The 17,804-nt window shown below is 47.7% G+C and carries 15 protein-coding genes; 9 read left to right on the forward strand and 6 right to left on the reverse strand.

Translation table 11 applies throughout. From position 1 onward, the window contains the following. Window positions 1–244 precede the first annotated feature (244 nt). The 6 genes from FPZ45_RS24395 (at window position 245) to FPZ45_RS24415 (ending at window position 3,212) form a co-directional block, all read left to right on the forward strand. Window positions 245–484 (forward strand): AbrB/MazE/SpoVT family DNA-binding domain-containing protein, encoded by a 240-nt coding sequence (locus FPZ45_RS24395; protein WP_144707272.1) that lies wholly within the window; start codon window positions 245–247, stop codon window positions 482–484. Then, entirely contained in the window at window positions 485–808 is a 324-nt protein-coding gene (locus FPZ45_RS24400) for a type II toxin-antitoxin system PemK/MazF family toxin (RefSeq protein ID WP_144707273.1), read from the forward strand. Between the two features lie 606 nt (window positions 809–1,414). After that, window positions 1,415–1,591, forward strand: a complete 177-nt coding sequence (locus FPZ45_RS25475; RefSeq protein ID WP_186438556.1) for a hypothetical protein — start codon at window positions 1,415–1,417, stop codon at window positions 1,589–1,591. 184 nt (window positions 1,592–1,775) lie between these two features. Continuing rightward, a complete protein-coding gene (locus tag FPZ45_RS24405) occupies window positions 1,776–2,390 on the forward strand; it encodes a suppressor of fused domain protein (protein WP_246120579.1) in 615 nt (204 codons plus the stop codon). Window positions 2,391–2,476: 86 nt separating this feature from the next. Beyond that, on the forward strand, window positions 2,477–2,854 hold the full coding sequence (locus tag FPZ45_RS24410; protein WP_246120580.1) for a hypothetical protein: 378 nt from the start codon (window positions 2,477–2,479) through the stop codon (window positions 2,852–2,854). Continuing rightward, window positions 2,802–3,212, forward strand: coding sequence for a hypothetical protein (locus FPZ45_RS24415; protein ID WP_246120581.1), 411 nt, complete (start codon window positions 2,802–2,804; stop codon window positions 3,210–3,212). The genes FPZ45_RS24410 and FPZ45_RS24415 overlap by 53 nt, the downstream gene beginning before the upstream one ends. A gap of 334 nt (window positions 3,213–3,546) precedes the next feature. Here FPZ45_RS24415 and FPZ45_RS24420 read toward each other — a convergent pair whose 3' ends face one another. After that, on the reverse strand, window positions 3,547–5,280 hold the full coding sequence (locus FPZ45_RS24420; protein ID WP_144707274.1) for a methyl-accepting chemotaxis protein: 1,734 nt from the start codon (window positions 5,278–5,280) through the stop codon (window positions 3,547–3,549). A gap of 217 nt (window positions 5,281–5,497) precedes the next feature. On the opposite strand from FPZ45_RS24420, the gene FPZ45_RS24425 reads away from it, so the two are divergent. From FPZ45_RS24425 to FPZ45_RS24435, 3 genes are all read left to right on the forward strand, one after another. After that, window positions 5,498–7,264: a glycoside hydrolase family 10-like protein gene (locus FPZ45_RS24425; protein WP_144707275.1), complete on the forward strand. Its 1,767-nt coding sequence runs from the start codon at window positions 5,498–5,500 to the stop codon at window positions 7,262–7,264. A 130-nt stretch (window positions 7,265–7,394) separates the two neighbouring features. After that, the gene (locus FPZ45_RS24430) at window positions 7,395–8,519 is read left to right on the forward strand and encodes a GntR family transcriptional regulator (protein ID WP_144707276.1); all 1,125 of its coding nucleotides are present in this window, start codon (window positions 7,395–7,397) and stop codon (window positions 8,517–8,519) included. An 11-nt stretch (window positions 8,520–8,530) separates the two neighbouring features. Next, entirely contained in the window at window positions 8,531–10,882 is a 2,352-nt protein-coding gene (locus tag FPZ45_RS24435; RefSeq protein ID WP_186438557.1) for an AraC family transcriptional regulator, read from the forward strand. Here FPZ45_RS24435 and FPZ45_RS24440 read toward each other — a convergent pair whose 3' ends face one another. The 5 genes from FPZ45_RS24440 to FPZ45_RS24460 all read right to left on the reverse strand — a co-directional run bounded on the left by FPZ45_RS24440 (window position 10,883) and on the right by FPZ45_RS24460 (window position 17,444). Beyond that, window positions 10,883–12,505 carry a response regulator gene (locus FPZ45_RS24440; protein ID WP_246120582.1) on the reverse strand — a complete coding sequence of 541 codons (1,623 nt, stop codon included), beginning with the start codon at window positions 12,503–12,505 and terminating at the stop codon, window positions 10,883–10,885. It lies immediately after the preceding gene. Then, a complete protein-coding gene (locus tag FPZ45_RS24445) occupies window positions 12,498–14,252 on the reverse strand; it encodes a sensor histidine kinase (RefSeq protein ID WP_144707279.1) in 1,755 nt (584 codons plus the stop codon). Before FPZ45_RS24445 ends, FPZ45_RS24440 begins: the two co-directional genes overlap by 8 nt. A gap of 36 nt (window positions 14,253–14,288) precedes the next feature. Then, on the reverse strand, window positions 14,289–15,107 hold the full coding sequence (locus FPZ45_RS24450) for a carbohydrate ABC transporter permease (RefSeq protein ID WP_144707280.1): 819 nt from the start codon (window positions 15,105–15,107) through the stop codon (window positions 14,289–14,291). Continuing rightward, window positions 15,104–15,985 (reverse strand): carbohydrate ABC transporter permease, encoded by an 882-nt coding sequence (locus FPZ45_RS24455; protein ID WP_144707281.1) that lies wholly within the window; start codon window positions 15,983–15,985, stop codon window positions 15,104–15,106. The genes FPZ45_RS24450 and FPZ45_RS24455 overlap by 4 nt, the downstream gene beginning before the upstream one ends. Before the next feature lie 97 nt (window positions 15,986–16,082). Next, window positions 16,083–17,444: an ABC transporter substrate-binding protein gene (locus tag FPZ45_RS24460; protein WP_144707282.1), complete on the reverse strand. Its 1,362-nt coding sequence runs from the start codon at window positions 17,442–17,444 to the stop codon at window positions 16,083–16,085. Window positions 17,445–17,804: the final 360 nt, after the last annotated feature.

Consider the following 17,804-nt stretch of genomic DNA (forward strand, 5'->3'; position numbering starts at 1 on the left):
AACATTCCGGCATGGGCGAAAGGTAGTATTGCGATCGTTCAACAAGCAGATATCAAGAGGCTGTCTCCAAAGAGAAATCTTCGGAGAAGCCTCTTTTTTCTGTTCTAACCGTTAACCGGACAATTATTCAGCAACTCTAAGCTCTAATGTATCATTTCTAGCTTCTGTGTATATACTGGTATATACATGTTGCTGGGGGTGTGATAAAATGGAAAAAAGGATTGGAAGAAGGGGGGAAATCTACATGTCGACCACCATACAAAAGTGGGGAAACAGTCTAGGTATTCGCATTCCCAGTCAGATCGCCGAGCGTATTGCGGTCAGCCAAGGATCTGAAGTTGACTTGGTTGTGAGTGATGATCATACGCTCATCGTAATACCAAAGAAAAAAAAGCCGACATTAGAAGACTTGTTAGCCCAATGTAAATCGGATAATCGCCATGACGAAATTGATTTCGGAGTAGAAGGGAAGGAATTGCTTTAGATGAGTGCAGACCGAGGAGATCTAGTATGGATAAACTTTAATCCCCAAGCAGGTCACGAACAGGCCGGGAGAAGGTCTGCAATCGTGCTTTCACCACAAGCATTCAATGAGACGACGGGCTTTGTTTCCGTTTGCCCAATCACTCATACCATTCGAGGCTGGGGGTATGAAGTATTGCTCCCCGATGGTTTGGTGTTTAACGGGGTGATTTTAACGGATCAGATTAAAAACCTTGATTGGCGAGCTAGACGCATTGACATTGTTGGAAAAGCCCCGAATGAAGTCGTTAATGAGTGCTTAGATAAAATACACACATTTTTATAGCCATTATTAATCTAATAAGTTCGAAAACCTATACCTGAATAATTCTATTCCTACAACAAGCCCACATTTTGCCCACAAGCTCTACCCACACATCTTACCCACACGGATTTATTGAACTAATTTCTGAAGAAAATCGGATAAAAACGCCACATAAAGACTCAAAAAACACATGAAAAAGCTTTTGTCTCATGGGCGGCATGATGTAATACAGGCTTCAAAGCCAATAAAGTAAAACGGGACCTCACTGGGGTTCCGTTTTACTTTATTGTTACGTCAATATAAGAGTGGAACTTGTATAATTGATATCCATAAAAAATGGTATATCATAGGAGGTGTTGACGTGGGTCTAGGTCCGGAACCGTCGACACCATCCGATCCATCTGATCGCGCAGCTTATCCAGCGTCTCCGTGCCTTCGTTGGCCATCGCGGTTATTAATTGCTGATTCACACCCTTATTTTGATAAAATGCTTGACGGTTACAAACGGAAAGGATTACCATGTGCATGGACAAGAGGGGGAATTGGGAAAAGTGAGAATTTGTAGTTATCGTAAAAGTGCCTTAAAAAGAGCTATAAATATTTCAATAACCTCGGAGCATTCAATTAATGAAAAAAACAATAGAAATCATAAAGTCAAAGATTTTTGACCAATACGACAAAGATCCGCCACTGGATAATGACGTAATTGAAAGAATTTCTGAAACACTCGATCTTCCAGAAGATTATAACTATTGGATGCAATGGGCAAATGGTGGGGAGGGTCGATTTGGTGAGATGTACTAGACAATAGAGCTTTGTGCTTTGGATCGAATGGAGGAGGCCATGGATACGTTTTTAAATCACTCCCCGAGGACTCATCGGTCTGGGCAGTTCCTCTTGGCGATCTGGATTGGAGCAGTGCCGTACAAGTTGGATCAAATTTTACAGAGGCACTACTCAATGCTATAGAGGGAAAAGGAAAGAGGTGATGGATGTGCAAATCAATAGAGAGTCAAGCCAAGGAAAAATTTTGGACTTCGACATCAGAAGAACAATAATTCTTAATTTATATATTAAAGAATGGTCTATGCCAGAATATAGAGTCATAATGACAAAACCGGAGATTGGCGTACATATTGAGATTTATTATTTCCCATCAATTCATGATAAAATTCCTGCAAGATTCGCAACAGTTGGCCTATCTAATTCCATTCGAAAAACAGGGAAACCTACCGAGGCTGAATGGATGCTAGCTTTAAAACCCGATTTGGGACAAGACAGCATTGATCGGATATTCTCCTATTTCTGCGACCTTATTGCCCATAATATTGAAAATGTAAAATCTTCGGAAGTACCGCGAGTAATGACTGAGAGCGCACTTGCGCCAGAGAACTGGACTACAAAAGCCCTCTTGATTGATGAACTAAGAGGGGAAAGTGAAGATTTAGAAGAAATAAAAATAGGTGAAGAAATCATTAGCGTCTTGTGGGTTATACCCATTACCCCCAATGAAGCACGTATAATTCTACAAGAAGGCATAGATGCTTTTGACGCTTACATAGAAGAGTTTCCACATTCAATAATAGATCCCACTCGTCCTTAGCTGCTGTTTTACTTGGTTTGGCCTTCAGCGCCGGTGATTGGCAATAAGGAGCTGAGGAAAATAAGCTGAAGAGGATGGTGCGCGCAGTGAGTAACATTACAGAAATCAATAGCCTTGAAAATTGGCAAAACACTTCTCGAGAACGCCGCGAAGATATTTGTAATTCAATCCTCAATAAATTACCAGAAAGATTCAAACTCGCTAAACCATACATATTAAAAGACCATCAAAATGGTAAAGAAACAGAAATACCATGTTTTTATGATGAGCTTTACGAAACACCTTTAAGTTTAGTATTCGGAGGAGACTTTATTTATGGAGCATCCTCTCAACAGATTGAGAGAATCAGAAACATATGCAAACATAACGAATGGTCAATGATATCTCAACTTATCCATCAATCTGAGGGTGTTGAAAATACTGTCGATACGCATCGATATTTATCGCGCACCCAAAATAAATGATCTGACCGGACTTAATTATACAAATGATGATGGATGGATCATTGGCGCCGTACATTTTCTTGCTCCCGGAGCGGATGACAGAATAAAAGCTCCGTTTCCTGGAAAGCTTCCCGAGGGAATCGCGATGAGCTCAACACCGGATGATTCGATAAAGGCATACGGTCAACCTGAACTGGATGAAGAATGTGAGTGGCCTGGATTTTCAGGACGAGTATTGGCATGGCGCAAGCCGGGCATAAATATCGTAGTCGAGTATGAGGACAGTGAAATCGATAGAGTGATGAGAAGCTATACGGCCTGTTTAATTGGTTGCATAGGCGCCTGGCGAAACGATAATCCGGAGGTCTTTGCTCCCTGATTGCGGGTCGGCAACTTTCATATTCATTTGGCTAAGTACTTTCAACAGCATGAGAGCACCACCGAGCTTAACGGACACGACAGCAGTTATTTGCCCGAATATCGGCTAATTGAAATTCTAACGGACACAGCAGCCGCTAATCGCTCGAATAAGGCCGAAAATCATGCTTTTCGAGGCCAATAAGGTCCATGGTGTCCGCTAGATTTCGAAAAACGATGATTTCGAAGAAATAGCTGCGCTGACGTCCGTTAGCCATACGGGTATGGACAAAAAAGCGAGGAGCTAAGCGAATACAAACGCTTAGATCCTCGCTTTTTTCTAAATATCATCCCAATTAAAGCTTGAAATAACGAACCGCCTCGTTCAACTTGCCGACGATCTGCTGCAACTGCTCGGAGGCAGAGGCGATATTCTCCGATAGGGCGAGCTGCTCTTCCGTAGCAGCGGAGATGTTCTGGGCTTTGGCGGAAATATCGATCGCCGATGTCGCCGCAGTCTCTTGTCCGGCGGATACCTCTTCGGTGCTTGCCGACATTTGCTCCGTAACGGCGGAAGTGTCGTGAAGCTGTCGCGCGATCTGCCGTATGGAGCCGACGATTTCTTCGAAGCCGTGGTTAACCTCTGTCAGGGCAGCCGCGCTCAGCTCGCTGCTGTCGACCGTTGATTTCATGAACTCGGAAGCTTGCCCGATCTCGCTGCGCGTATCGTCAAGGAGTTCTTGGATCGCTTGGGCGGATTCGAGTGAAATCGCGGACAGCTTCCGGATTTCTTGGGCGACGACGGCAAAGCCTTTGCCATGCTCCCCGGCTCTGGCCGATTCAATCGAGGCGTTCAGAGAGAGGATGCTAGTCTGGTTGGCGATGGAAGTGATCTTCTCGGTAATGGAGCCGATTCGATCCGACTTATCGCTCAACGCGTTCACGCTGCGGCTGAGGTCCGCAACCGTCGACACCATCCGATTCATCTGATCGAGCAGCTTCTCCAGCGTCGCCATACTCTCGTCGGCCATCCCGCTCGTTGTAGACGAATGGTCGGATATGACGTTCATGCTCTCGACGATTTTCTGGACGCCGATCGCCATCTCTTCCATCGCGACGTTCGATTCGCGGGCAATGCTTGATTGCGTCTCGGCGAGCGACGTCACGAGTTGCACGTTTTCCGCCACATGGCCGGACGCCGCAGCCGATTCCCGGGCACTCTCGGCCAGTTCGCCCGACGAGGTTGATACTTGGCGGGCGTGACCTGCAATACTGCCGATGAGCTCCCGCATTTTGCCGATCATAGAATCGATCGAGAACAAGATTTGCCCGAGCTCGTCTTTGTCGTATTTCGCTTGCGGCTCGTATTCGAGATTACCCTCGGCAACTTGTCTCGTCTTGGACCGCACGAGGGAGACTGTCCAGGACAGTTTGCGGATGATCATGACCCCGAACAGGGTTAATAAGATCCATTCACCGATTAGGACGGCATAAGTTATTGTTGAAGTTTTGCTGGCCTCTGCTTTAGCGTCCCTCGCTTCCTGTTCGGAGTAGTTCTCTAGAATTTCACCGATAATGTTGATGTTGGCGCGGGCTTCTTCGAAATGTTGCTTAAGCTCGGTTTCTGACTCAATAGAATAGTCGTTATTCTCGAAATGGGCTTGCGCTTCGTCCACCCATATTTTGAACAGCCGATCGACTTCGGAGATTGCGGTTCCGATCGTCATCCCGCTGGAAGGGTCGGGCTCGTCGGAGATTCCTTTGTCCATAATGATCCGAGATGTTTGTTCCATTCGATCGATCGTCTGTTGAACGTTCTCATGAAAATCGGCTTTGGCTTTCTGTTTGTCTTCGGCGGAGACGTACTGGGATTGCATCTCCTGATAAGCGGCGAATGCCTGATACATATCTCTGTCCGCGTTAAGTACGAGCGAGATGGACCGGTAGCTCGTTTCGTAAAGCGCTTTCGTGAGTTTGCCTACATTGGAGGAATTCAGTTGAAGTAGGTACACCGCCGTCGTCGCGAATAGAACGAGCGGCGCAAATAGCAAAATCAGAAGCTTGGTGCGGATAGAAATGTTGTTCAGCATTCGGCAGTCTCCCTTGTGGTGTCGATTAATTACTACTCCTAATATCGGGAGCAATTAGCGCGAAGTGAAGAGGCCGTTCGTAAACAAGATACGGGAAAAAAGGTTTACATTTTCGGGAAAACTTCTATACTTGAAATTAAATTTCCACTTCTTCAACTGCACAAGGAATTAAATTTCAAATCTGAATGACAAAGGCATAGGGAGGACCAGGAGGAATATGCTGCAGAACAGACCGGATGAACTTCAATCGATTGAAATTCGCAACGTGTTTTCCTTATCCGTCGGCGGCGAACCCGTGAAAGCCAAAGTTTTCGGGGAATACGCAGCGGCAGGCTGCATAGAAATTCCGATCGGCTCCGCGTTCGCATGCGACAACCCGGCTATAGCCGCGATCGATGCGGAGACAGGAGAGGTTAGAGGCATAACACCCGGAGTGACTACGATTACGGCTTCTGATGGTCACCAAATGGCGCGGCAGCTTGTTGTCGTGACGAATCCCGTCACTCATCCGAAGAGGGAATTGCGCGGAGCATGGATTTCCACGGTGGTTAATATCGACTGGCCGACGAAGGGGGTATTCGAACCTGAGCGGCAGCGGGCAGATTACGTTTATTTGCTCGACGAACTGGCACGGACCGGCATGAATGCGGTGTTTGTCCAAGTGCGGCCTACGAGCGATTCCTTCCATTCTTCGGAATATTTTCCTTGGTCCCACTGGCTCACCGGCAAGCAGGGGGTTGCGCCGAGCGACGGATCTGATCCGCTGCGATTCATGATCGAAGAGGCACATATGCGGAATATGGAATTCCACGCCTGGATCAACCCTTATCGCGTTAGCATGGATACGGACGTGAGCCAGCTTGATCCGAGCCATCCGGCCAGATTGCATCCGGAATGGGTCGTCCCCAACAACGGCAAACTGTACTTCAACCCGGGAATTGAAGAGGCAAAAAATTACATCGTAGCCGGCGTCACGGAGATCGTACGAAAATACGATGTCGATGGAATTCATATGGACGATTATTTCTACCCATACCCCGGTCCTGAGGCCTTCGATGACGCGAAACAGTACGGCGATTACATTAATGGCGGAGGAACGTTTAGCCTCGGAGACTGGCGAAGAGAGAATGTGAATTCGATCGTCAGTGACTTGCATAGGGCCATTAAGGAATTCAAGCCTTACGTCAAATTCGGCATCAGCCCGTTCGCGATATGGCGGAACAAGGCAATCGATCCGACCGGTTCGGATACGGACGGCGAGCAGAACTACGATGGTTTGTACGCGGATACGAGAACGTGGATGAAGCAAGGCTGGCTTGATTATATCGCTCCGCAAAACTACTGGCATTTCGGATCCCCGGCAGCGGCGTACGAGAAGGTGATCGATTGGTGGACGAAAGAAATCGAAGGGGAGAACGATAACTCCGGCAAGCACGACCTTCATCTCTATATCGGCCAGGCCGCCTATCGTGTAGGAAGAGACGATTGGACAAATCCCGATCAGTTGCCCGCGCAGCTCAGATACAACCGCGATCGCGGGGATCAAATCTCCGGCAGCATTATGTTCAGCACGTCCCATCTGCTCGCCAACACACTTGGCGTACAGGATGCGGTCCGTACGGCCTACGCGCGCCCGGCGCTGATCCCGGTCATGCCTTGGCTAGCCGGAGACGAGCCGCCTTCGGCTCCCGCCATCGTAGAACTGCAACGGCTCGATGATGCCGTTCGCCTGAGTTGGCGGGATAGCGGCGACGCCAAGCCGGCTTATTACGCGGTGTATCGCATTCCAGGCGAAGGGACTCCCGATCCGAATGATACGGCTCAGTTGTTGGCCACAGTCAGACGGACCGATGACGAACTTCAAGTATTCATGGACGATACCGTCGACTCGGACCGTGCAAACGCTTATGCGATTACCGCGTTGAACCGGCAGCATCATGAAAGCGGAATGAGCAATACGGTAACGGTGTCAACAAGACCATAGAATAGCGATCAAGAACGGGATAGAACGCGGTCCCGTTTTTTTTTTTTTGAACACAAATTGACACAGATGATACAGATGACATATAGTCGAAATATGATAAGCCGGAAAGAAAGGAGCGGGCCGTTCCTCGATGACGAGTTATCTATATGCGAGAATTAAAGAAGATATTAGAAAGCGCATTCAAGAAGGCGAATGGTCGGACGAGGTTCGATTGCCCTCTAGCCGTGATTTTGCGCAAGCTTATCGTTCCAGTGTCAACACGGTGGAAAAAGCGGTCAAGGAATTGTGCGTCGAAGGATGTCTGCGGCGCGACAACAGGAGAGGGACGTTCATAAGCAGTAACGTCGTTTCCTCCCGAAGCGATCGCCGAAACGGACTTGTCGCGGCTTCCGTGTTCGGGACCGAGAATCCGCTGTGGGCGACCGCCCTTCGGGGAATAGAGGATATGCTGCGGCATCGCGGATATCATCTGATGAGCTTCAGCGATGATCGCAGCTTGGCTAAGCTGGAATCGTTCGTGACAAGCACGGACACGATGCGGATGGACGGCATCATCCTGAGCCCGATTTTCGATCGACAACGCGACGGGCGGAGCCGCCGGTTATACGACAGTCTGGCGGCGAGCGGCATCAAGATCGTATTCCTGGACCGGCACGAATATGACAGCGATATCCCGTTCGTGACGAGTGACAATATTGCAGGCGCTTACAAGTTAGCCAGGCTGCTGCTCGATCAGGGACATCGGCGTATTTTGTTTTTGCGCAACGGGGATATGAGTACGTTCCATGAGCGACTGCTCGGAGTGAAGCAAGCTTATTTGGATGCGGGAATCGGGTTCGAGCCGGACCTTGATGCGCTCGTTCCTACCGAATTCGAGAACTTCGAAGAAGAGTTGGATGCCTACGCGGATCGGATCGGAGCCGTAATCGATGCCGCCCGCTGTACAGCAGTCTTCGCCGCGAACGATCAGATCGCGGAGGCGGTCATCGCGGCCTTCGCTAGAAGGGGCATCCGCGTGCCGGATGACATCTCCCTCGTCACCTACGATGCGTTGAACTTGAATCGAAGGCTTCAGTTGGACGTGACCGGCGCGAACCAGCCATTCTACGAGATGGGAAAAACGGCGGCCAGCTTGCTCATGAATTTGCTGCATGGCAAAGAACATCTCTCCGCGCCGAGCCATATATGCAAAGCCGAGATACATTACGGAAACTCCGTCGGGCCGAGAAACGAAGCTGATATAGGGTGGGACTGAGGATGCGCTTCTTGCGATTATTCCGAGAAAAAAAATATTGGTTAAGAATATTCCTGTGGATCGCTTGCGTCATTTTGCTCATCGTTTGTTCTTTCTCCGCGCTGATCTACTATAGCGTCGAACGCAAAGTGTTCCAAAGCGAATACGAGAACAGCCAGAAGATTTTGTCGCAGGTGAAATACAATATCGATTACTTGGACTCGACGATTCGGAATATGGCGCTGTCTACCTACGGAAACAACGAAACTAAGGCACTGATGTATTTGACGGAAGACGAAACTTACGATCACTTGAGCACGATCAACAAGCTAAATGCCACGGTCATCGCCAACAATCCGTTCTTGCACTCGATCTATATTTATAACAAACACAAGAACGTCTATTATTCCACCTTCGGGGATTTGTTCCATGCTGATGCCGAGCTGGATCAGGCATTGAAGTCGTATGATCGAATTCCCGCGTTAAAAGCGATCGTGCGCAAGCTTCCACTATCCGCCGGACCCGATGCGAAATCGATTACCGTCATGAGTTACGTCATGTACGAGAACGTCGACGATCGGAACCGGATGGACGGCGCCGTCATCCTGAACATCAAGCTGGACTGGATCGTCAACAATATCCGCGCGATAAGCGGGAACGACACCGGGACGAGCAGCTTTCTGTATATCCTGGATAGCGCTAATCAGTTAATCGAGACAGATCCGAACGATCCGGTTGCTTCGAATCCGTTCGCCGTCAAAATCCGCGAGGCGTATGCGCAATCGGCCGGTCAACCCGCGCAAGGGGACGCCTCTTCCGGCTTCCTATCGAGAAGCGTGCAAGGCGAGAAGTACCTGATCTCGTACATTCGATTGGAGAATACCGGCTGGACGCTGCTTGAAGCAAGACCGTACAAGGAAGCTTACGCTAACCTGAAGCAACTGCTGGACACGATTCTGCTCATTACGGCCGCCGTATTCATCGGGGCGCTGCTGTTAACGTTGTCCGTCACGCGGGGGATCTATTCTCCGGTTCGGAGATTAATGGAGCAGACGTCGATGGACGGCTCCGGCTCTGCGCAATATCCGATTCTTCGCTCCGGCGCCCGGGACGAATTCGCTTATTTGACGGAAGTCTATCGCCAGTCTAAAGAGCAATTGTACGAATACCAACTGGAGAAAAACAACAATACGAACATCATGAAGCTGTACTTCCTGAAAAAAATGCTCGTAGACAGCCTCGGCATGAGCGCATCCGAAGCCGACGATGCGTTTAAGCAGCTCGGCGCTTCGTTCTCCAGAGAGAAAGCGTTCTTGCTCTGCGTGCTTCGGATTGACGACTACAAGCCGTTCATGCGCCGCAGCTTGGCCGAACGCGAATTGCTCCGGTTCGCGATCGCGAACGTGACCTCCGAGGTGCTGGCCAAGTCATTCGACGCGCTGACCGTCGATATGAAGGACGATTCGTTCACGATCTTGCTCAACGCGGCGGACAGCGAGGAAACGGAGGAACAGGCGGCATTCTTGCTCGCGGAGGCTCAAAGCTATATTCTGCGCCACTATGGCGTGACCTTCTCCGCCGCGATCAGCGAGCCCGCCGCCGACTATACGGCGATCGCCTCCGCTTATAGCCAGGCGTTCGCGAACAGCGCGTACCGTTACGTGTACGGCCCAATGTCCGTTATCACGCAGTCCGCGATCGACGAACGGACAAGCGGCGCCGATCTCGAACAGACGCTGGAGACGGAGAGCCGCTTTATCGAGACGTTCAGGAAAGGCGATACCGCGAAGACGGAAGAGAAATTTCAGGAGCTGTTCCGCCTCATCCGCAAGCTCGAGTATAACGATATTATGATCGTCGGGATGCAAGTCGTAAATCATCTCAAGAAAGCGATCTACGAGATGAACCGGACGCGCAAAGAGCCGATCAGCATTCCGAAGCTGCTGCTCAACCGCGAGCTTTACGAGGAGGAGACGATCGACGAATTCGAGCGCCAATTGCTGGAGGCGATCGGATCTATCGGCATCGTAGGGAAGGACAACGTCCTCGAGGGTAATCGAGTCGCGGCCGACACGATCAAGGAGATCATCGACAACAACTACTTCGACTCGGGGCTTTCGGCGACGGGGATCTCCGATATGATGCGATTGTCCTCGTATAAGCTCAGCAAAATCGCCAAGGAGCATTTCGGAATGTCGATTCCGGAATATATCACTCAGGTCCGCTTGTCCAAGGCGGTGGAATGGATGGAGAACTCCAAGCTCAGCATTCAAGACATCATGCGCAGGGTAGGCATCGAGAACGAAAGTTATTTTTACAAACTGTTCAAAGCGAATTACGGAATGACGCCAAGAGAATATATCGCGAGCAAGAGAGAACGATAGTCAGGAAGTTCCAAATTTATCGCGATACTCCTGAGGGGTTGCTCCTGTATGTTTCTTGAAAACATTGATGAAAGAATGAGCGCGTTGATAGCCAATCTGAGCTGCGATTTCATATATTTTAACTTGCGAGTTTAGCAGCAGGCGAGCTGCTTTCTCCATACGAACACGATGCACGTAATCGCTTAAATTTTCTCCCGTCTCAAGCTTGTAGATTTTGGAGATATAGACAGGATGCATGAACACATGAACCGCAATAGCTAACAAGGATACATCATTGGACAATTCACGCTCTACGAATTGTTGAACTTCGGCGATGAGCTTCGTTCTTGAATCCTTAACGGCATCTTCGTTATCCATACGCAAATGATTCAGCACTTCAAGCGACCAATCTGTAAGCTGTTGGATCGACCGATGGGGGGTGCCTTCAATGAGCTTGTCATAATTGGGCCCGATTAGCTCAGCCAACAGTCGTCCGTTCTTGTGAGCAAAATAGGTGAAGGCAGAAGCAATGGAGAGAAATACTTCCAGCAGCTGCTCTTGCAATTCATCCCGCTTCTCTTTTAATTCGCTGGCGATTCGCTCTAAACGTTGTTGAGCACTATCCCATTGCCCCGCCTCCAGAAATTGGGCAAGCGTCGGCAGCTCGTACAAAGCAGGGATGGAACGAATCGCTTTATTCTCAAGGGATTCACCGGCATAGGTGAGAATTAAATCTTGCTCGGCTCCTACATTTTTTCTGAGCGTAGACAGCGTGTAGTAATATAGCGTCGACAGATCCGCAGGGAACAATCCCTTCTGACTGACCAGAATGGTAGCAAAGCCCTTTAAGTAGGTATGTATCGCTGTTTGCAGCAAGGAAGCGCTGCGTTCCAGCGTATGCAAAATTTCCTCTTCGATAATTGGGGAGGAGAGAGAAGCTTCCTTCGGTTTCACTAAGAATACCAAATAATCATAAGTATCTTTGCTGTGCCACAGCTCGAAGTGTGGTGCAAACAGCTCTTCGGCCATGTTGCCGATCGCATATTCGATTAAAGCTAGATTATGGGGATTGTAGGTATAGAAGGGCTCTTCCAACCGTACAAGCATCGACCAGAATGGTTTATCGTAAAAGTCGGGGACCTGCATCATCGTCATTTTATCTTGTAATTCTGATCTGCTATATCGTCTGCCTTGAATTAACTCGGATAAGAGATTCGCTCGCAGTTGAAGGGAGTTCTCGCGGAGAGTACGTTCGATCCGCTCTTGGGAAATAACTTGCTCCCATTCCGTATTGAGAGTACTTACAGCCTCCGACACGGTGGATAGCAGCTCTTCATCGGTGACCGGCTTAAGTAAATAACCGACTGCGCCATTCAGGAAGGCTTCTTTAGCATATTGAAAGTCCGCATGACCGGATAAAATGATGCATTTTGTTTTTTTCCATTGCTTGGCGATTAGAGCGGATAACTCCAATCCGGTCATCCCTGGCATACGAATATCCGTAATGACAATATGAATCGGACTCTCATGCATTTTCTCTATTGCTTCTTCGGCGGATATGGCTTTATGCACGCAAGTGATACCTGCTTGCTCCCACGGTACAAGGGTAGCTAAGCGTTCGACAACGTGAATCTCATCATCCACGATTAGGAGCTGAGTCATCTATATCGTTCCTCCTCCAAGTTAAGGTGACCCGGAGCCCGCCTAATTTACTGTTTGAGAGCGCAAGACCTGCACCTTCTCCGAAGGTGTACTGCATGCGTTGATGAACATTCCATACCCCGCAGCTGATTTCGGTATCCATTGGTCTTGCGAGTTGCCTTTCAAGCTCAATCAATGTTGCGCTCGACATCCCAACTCCGTTATCCTCCACATCAAGCATATACCACTTATCTTGTATCGTACCCGTGATGCGAATCAGGCCGTCTCCCGGCTTATTTTCAATTCCGTGAACAATCGCATTTTCCACAATAGGTTGCAGTAATAGCTGAGGAATCCGAATATCGAGCATCACTTCCGGAATCTCAATCTCGTATTGCAGCCGTTGCATCCGCAAATTATGAATGGTTAAGTAGTTGTTGACCAGTTTGATTTCCTCGCGAAGCTCAACAACCTGATCCTCCATACGGGTCGTATACCGACAATATTCGGCTAAGTTCTGCGCCATTGCCACCACGGATCGCGTATCGCCAAGCATTGCGGTATTAATGACGAAGAACAAGCTGTTGTATAGGAAATGAGGATTAATTTGCGCTTGCAGCTGCTTAAGTGTGGCTTCGTTAAGTCGCAGCTTCTCTGCATATACACGTTCAATTAGGTCTTGAATTTGCTCCGACATCTCGTTAAACCGTTCGAATAGAAAATCAAAATCGCTATTCGGTTTATATTGAAGCCTTGATGAGAAATCGCCTCTTTTTAAACGTTGAACACCCTGCATAAGCTTGCGAATCGGAATTTGAACGTTGCGATAGAGGAAGTAGGATGCCAATAAGCTCATCGCGAGCAGTAGCCCAATGGAAAAGTAAAACAAGGTGTTCGTTTTTTCAATTGGGGCCAGTATATCCCCCATGGGTACATAATCAACCAAATGCCAGCCTAGCTGCTTAGATAGTACATAGAATACGACATACTGTCTTCCGTCTAGCTCGGTAACTAATTTACCCTCTTCACCTAATTGCTCCCCGTGTAAGATCGGCATTAAAGCATGGATTAGATCCGTTTGCATCGTACTGCTACCGATCGATTCTATGCCATAACGATAGAAGAAGGGATCGCCTTTCCCCCCGGATTTGACCGAATCTAGCATAGCTGTCATGTTGCTTGTCGAGAAGCTGATCTGAATCATCGTATTGATCTTGGATGGCGAAGTGGTACCGTAAGGCTCCACGATTTGCCGGACAAACCGGGCTCCGGGTTGCTTAGCCTCAAGTCGTTTACTTGGATCATAGGCCCAACCACGCAGCTTGGAGAAGATCGTAATATCATCCTCGTTATAAGACATCAGCAAATTAGAGGAGATGGCGATCTCCTCCTTCGGCAGAAATACGGTAAGATCATTCGTCCAAGCGCTGGAAACGCTTTGTAAGCTCAGCTTTTCCCGAATTCGATTTTGCTCGATGATACGTTGATAGGGATTGTCAGAAGGCCGAGCCGCATATTGGCGCAAATAAGGATCTGCTCCAAAGATGCTCGGGAACATCGCAAGCTGCTCTACCGTTGTATCGAATTGTTGCAGAAAAAAGGACAGCCGATTAAGACTCGAAGACTGAATTTCGTCCTCAATAATATTCATGCTGACCTTATTCGTATAAGTATAGAGGATAAGAACAGGGGTTAGGAGCAGTATAATCAAGACGATTACCTTTGTGAATATTGTCGGTTTTACCGTCATTAACTACAACTCCCAACAGTGAACTTAGGAACCAGTTTATCCTTTAACCGCACCAGCGGCAAGACCGCTGACAATATATCTTTGGGCTAGTAAAGCAACAATGAGGACTGGGAGTGTAATAATACAAGCCGCTGCCATCAAGGCCCCCCAATTGATTTCGGAATAAGACAAGAAATTAAATACGGCGATTGGCAACGTTTTGGTTTTGTCTCCGGCCAATATAATAGAGAACATAAAGTTGTTCCACGAGAAAATAAAAGATAAGAGAGATGAAGTAATAATGCCGGGTCCCGAAATCGGCAGAACGATTCGTGTGAATACAGCGAAACGCGAGCACCCATCGATTCTACCGGCTTCCTCGATTTCGAGCGGAAGGCCGCCGAAGAAGGAGATCATTACCCAAATAATGAACGGCAAACCGACTAACATATGGCTTAATATTAAAGACGGGAACGTATCTACAAGATTAAGTTTGGAGAAAATAATGAACCATGGAATGAGAAACGAAATACCAGGAATAATACGCGCAACGAGAATTAATAATCCTAAGCGATGCAAGTTAAAGCGGGCTATGGCATAAGCGGCGGGAAGTCCCAGCAGCAATGAGCCGAGCGTCGAACCGGCAGCAATGACAAAGCTATTGAATATATATTTTAGGAAATCGTACTCTTGAAATACGCTAGTATAGTTAATAGATGTCGGCTTAAAGATAAATAGCTTGTCAGCAGACATAATCTGGCTTTGCGTCTTAAATGAGGCTAGCAGCATCCAAATGAAAGGGAAAGAGAAAGCAAGAATGACGATAAATGTGAGTAGACCTAGCACTGTGGCAGAAATCCGCTTTTTCTTCTTCATAAAGATGCCTCCAATCGGTTACGTATCCAGACCATTAAGAGAGTAGCGCCCATAACCAGAAGGAAGAAGAGCACAAGCAGCGAGGAAGCCATTCCTAGCTTAAAGTACTGGAATCCTAGCTTGTATCCATAAATATTTAATGTCTCGGAAACATTATTCGGGCCGCCTTGAGTTGTGGCGTATATGATATCAAATGTTTTCAATACATCAATAAGCCTTAGCATCATCGCAACAATAATGGTTTGACGCAGCAACGGCAATGTAATGTGAACGAGCTTCTGCCAGCCGGAGGCTCCATCTACGTCTGCTGCTTCATATGGCTCGCTAGGCAAGGTGGATAATCCCGCCATTACGATGAGTGAAATCATAGGCGTCCATTGCCATACATCGATCAGAATCAATGAGGGTATAACCTGGGTCGGTGACGCGATCCACAGCTGAGGGTCCAAGCCAATCATTTTCAGCATCGTGTTGGCTGCGCCGATTGTAGGCTCATAGATGAGCAGCCATACTAATCCCATAGCGATAGGGGTTGCCACCATCGGAAGCAGGAATAAAGTTTTGACAAGGTTTTTACCCCGGAAGTTCCGGAATAGCAGCAAAGCGATGGCGACGCCCAAAACAGTTTCAATGACTAATGAACCGAAAGTGAAAGTAAAAGTGCTTTTGACTGAAGTCCAGAATCGATTCTCGGAAAGCAAAGAAATGTAATTGTCTAAACCAACCCACTTGGGCGGAGTTAATGCCGACATGCTCCACTCGTAGAAGCTAATTCTTGTCGTATACAGAATCGGGTACACGAGCATAACAAGGATAAATATAATAGCAGGCAGAGTGAAAACCCATTTCAAATTGCGATCAAACCAATTTGTCGACACCACGGATCGCATCCTATCTCTAAGAGATTTCTACTGCTATTTTAAGAAGGAAAAGGGATGTACCCTTGGGAGGCACATCCCACCTTCCAACAAACGTTTATTTTTTTTCGTTATCAATTAAAGCTTGGAATTCCTTATGTCCTTGATCGGCTGCTTTCTGAATATCTTCACCGAGGATCGCCTTCTGTACGATGCCTCCGATAATATCGCGTGCTTCACTAACGTTGCTAACTTGCGGCAAGGAGTGATCTACGCCACCTTTTTGCGTTTCCATCGTCACTTGTGCCAGTTCTGGCGGGTAAGCCGTAATCCCTTCTGGATTAGCCCATACGGATAGGCGAGGTCCTGGATTTCCTTTTTTCTGAGTTTCAAGGACGATCTCCTTGCTTGTTGCCCATTTCATGAATTCCCAAGCCGCGTCTTTGTTGCCGGACTGCGAGTTCATCGCGATTCCCCATGAAGTAATGTTGAAAGGATTGGAGCCTGCGCTGCCTGCAGGGAATTGAGCATAGCCGACTTTGTCAGCTACTTTCGATTTTTCAGGGTCGATCGCATTTTTGTAGATCGAATTGGCATCCGCGAAGAATGCGGCTTTACCTTCGGCGAATACACCAATCGCTTGCGGCCAAGACATGTTCAACACGCCTGGAGGGGCGTAGTCTTTCAATAGATTGGCATAGATGGACATCCCTTTAACCGCTTCAGGGGCATTAATGATGGAATTGCCGTCTTTCATGAACTCTCCGCCTTCAGAGTAGATGAAAGAGGAAATTTGACCGACAAGCGGTGAAGCTTGACCACGGGATACGAAGCCATATACTTCATTTTTCGGATCATGCAGCTTACCTGCCGCCGCAATCAATTCGTCCATCGTTTTCGGAACCGGTATGCCTGCTTTTTCTAGTAAATCTTTGCGATAATACAAAATGTGTTGCTCGGTAATGAGCGGAATGCCGGCAAGATTGCCGTCGACTGTCGTTGAGCTTATCGATGTTTTCGAGAAATCGTTGAAATCGTAAGCCTCATCGGCTTTAGCATATGTATCAATCGCTTGAACCCAGCCATTCTTATAAAACAGCTTGATATCTTGCATTGGACGGAACATGAACACATCCGGAGTTTTCGAGCCCGCGGTGAATTGAACAGTTAACTTCTGTGTAAGCTGGTCTTCGAAGAAGCTCTGTATATCAACCTTAATACCTGTTTTCTCTTCAAACTGAGGCGCGAGCGTCTTAATGACATCGCCCCAAGGATGGTTTGCCGTAACGATAGATAGCTTCTGACCGTTGAACGGCTTATCACTCTTTTGTTGGGGATCTGCACTCGTTGCGCTTGATGCACTCGGTGAACCGCTTGGTGATGGCTTAGCATCTTTGTCGTTACCGCAGGCGGCCAGTAAAGATGCAGACATGACTGCAATGAGCCCTGCGCTTAATACGTTCTTGAATGAGTAATTCATGACAAAAATCCTCCTTGATCTTAGTCGATCAACAATTGTGGAAATCGTGTCAATCCTTGTTATAACCTGTTGTATTTCTAGATTAATGGAATCCTATTAGGGTTGATATAACGGATATTTAACTTTGATAACGCAAGATCAATGACATCTACATTCAGGAAGATGGTCTCGCTTTTGGCGGCACCCCTCCAATCCGATGGCAGTTCGCTAGCGGAAAAAGGCGGTACAGGGCGTTATTCTGATATGCTCCCCATACGGTAGACAGGTGAAATAATAAAAAACCTGTTTACTGTGGGGAGCATTTTTCATGTCTAAAAACAAACTGAATGCTTTAGAAAAATTAGCTATTCTTCAAGAGAT

It is taken from the genome of Cohnella terricola, from assembly GCF_007786475.1.
Classification (GTDB): domain Bacteria; phylum Bacillota; class Bacilli; order Paenibacillales; family Paenibacillaceae; genus Cohnella; species Cohnella terricola.

Coding starts and splice junctions, on each gene's coding strand:
- FPZ45_RS24395 (WP_144707272.1), top strand. CDS start 245: ATGTCGACCACCATACAAAAGTGGGGAAACAGTCTAGGTATTCGCATT.
- FPZ45_RS24400 (WP_144707273.1), top strand. CDS start 485: ATGAGTGCAGACCGAGGAGATCTAGTATGGATAAACTTTAATCCCCAA.
- FPZ45_RS25475 (WP_186438556.1), top strand. CDS start 1,415: ATGAAAAAAACAATAGAAATCATAAAGTCAAAGATTTTTGACCAATAC.
- FPZ45_RS24405 (WP_246120579.1), top strand. CDS start 1,776: ATGGATGTGCAAATCAATAGAGAGTCAAGCCAAGGAAAAATTTTGGAC.
- FPZ45_RS24420 (WP_144707274.1), bottom strand. CDS start 5,280: ATGCTGAACAACATTTCTATCCGCACCAAGCTTCTGATTTTGCTATTT.
- FPZ45_RS24425 (WP_144707275.1), top strand. CDS start 5,498: ATGCTGCAGAACAGACCGGATGAACTTCAATCGATTGAAATTCGCAAC.
- FPZ45_RS24430 (WP_144707276.1), top strand. CDS start 7,395: ATGACGAGTTATCTATATGCGAGAATTAAAGAAGATATTAGAAAGCGC.
- FPZ45_RS24445 (WP_144707279.1), bottom strand. CDS start 14,252: ATGACGGTAAAACCGACAATATTCACAAAGGTAATCGTCTTGATTATA.
- FPZ45_RS24450 (WP_144707280.1), bottom strand. CDS start 15,107: ATGAAGAAGAAAAAGCGGATTTCTGCCACAGTGCTAGGTCTACTCACA.
- FPZ45_RS24460 (WP_144707282.1), bottom strand. CDS start 17,444: ATGAATTACTCATTCAAGAACGTATTAAGCGCAGGGCTCATTGCAGTC.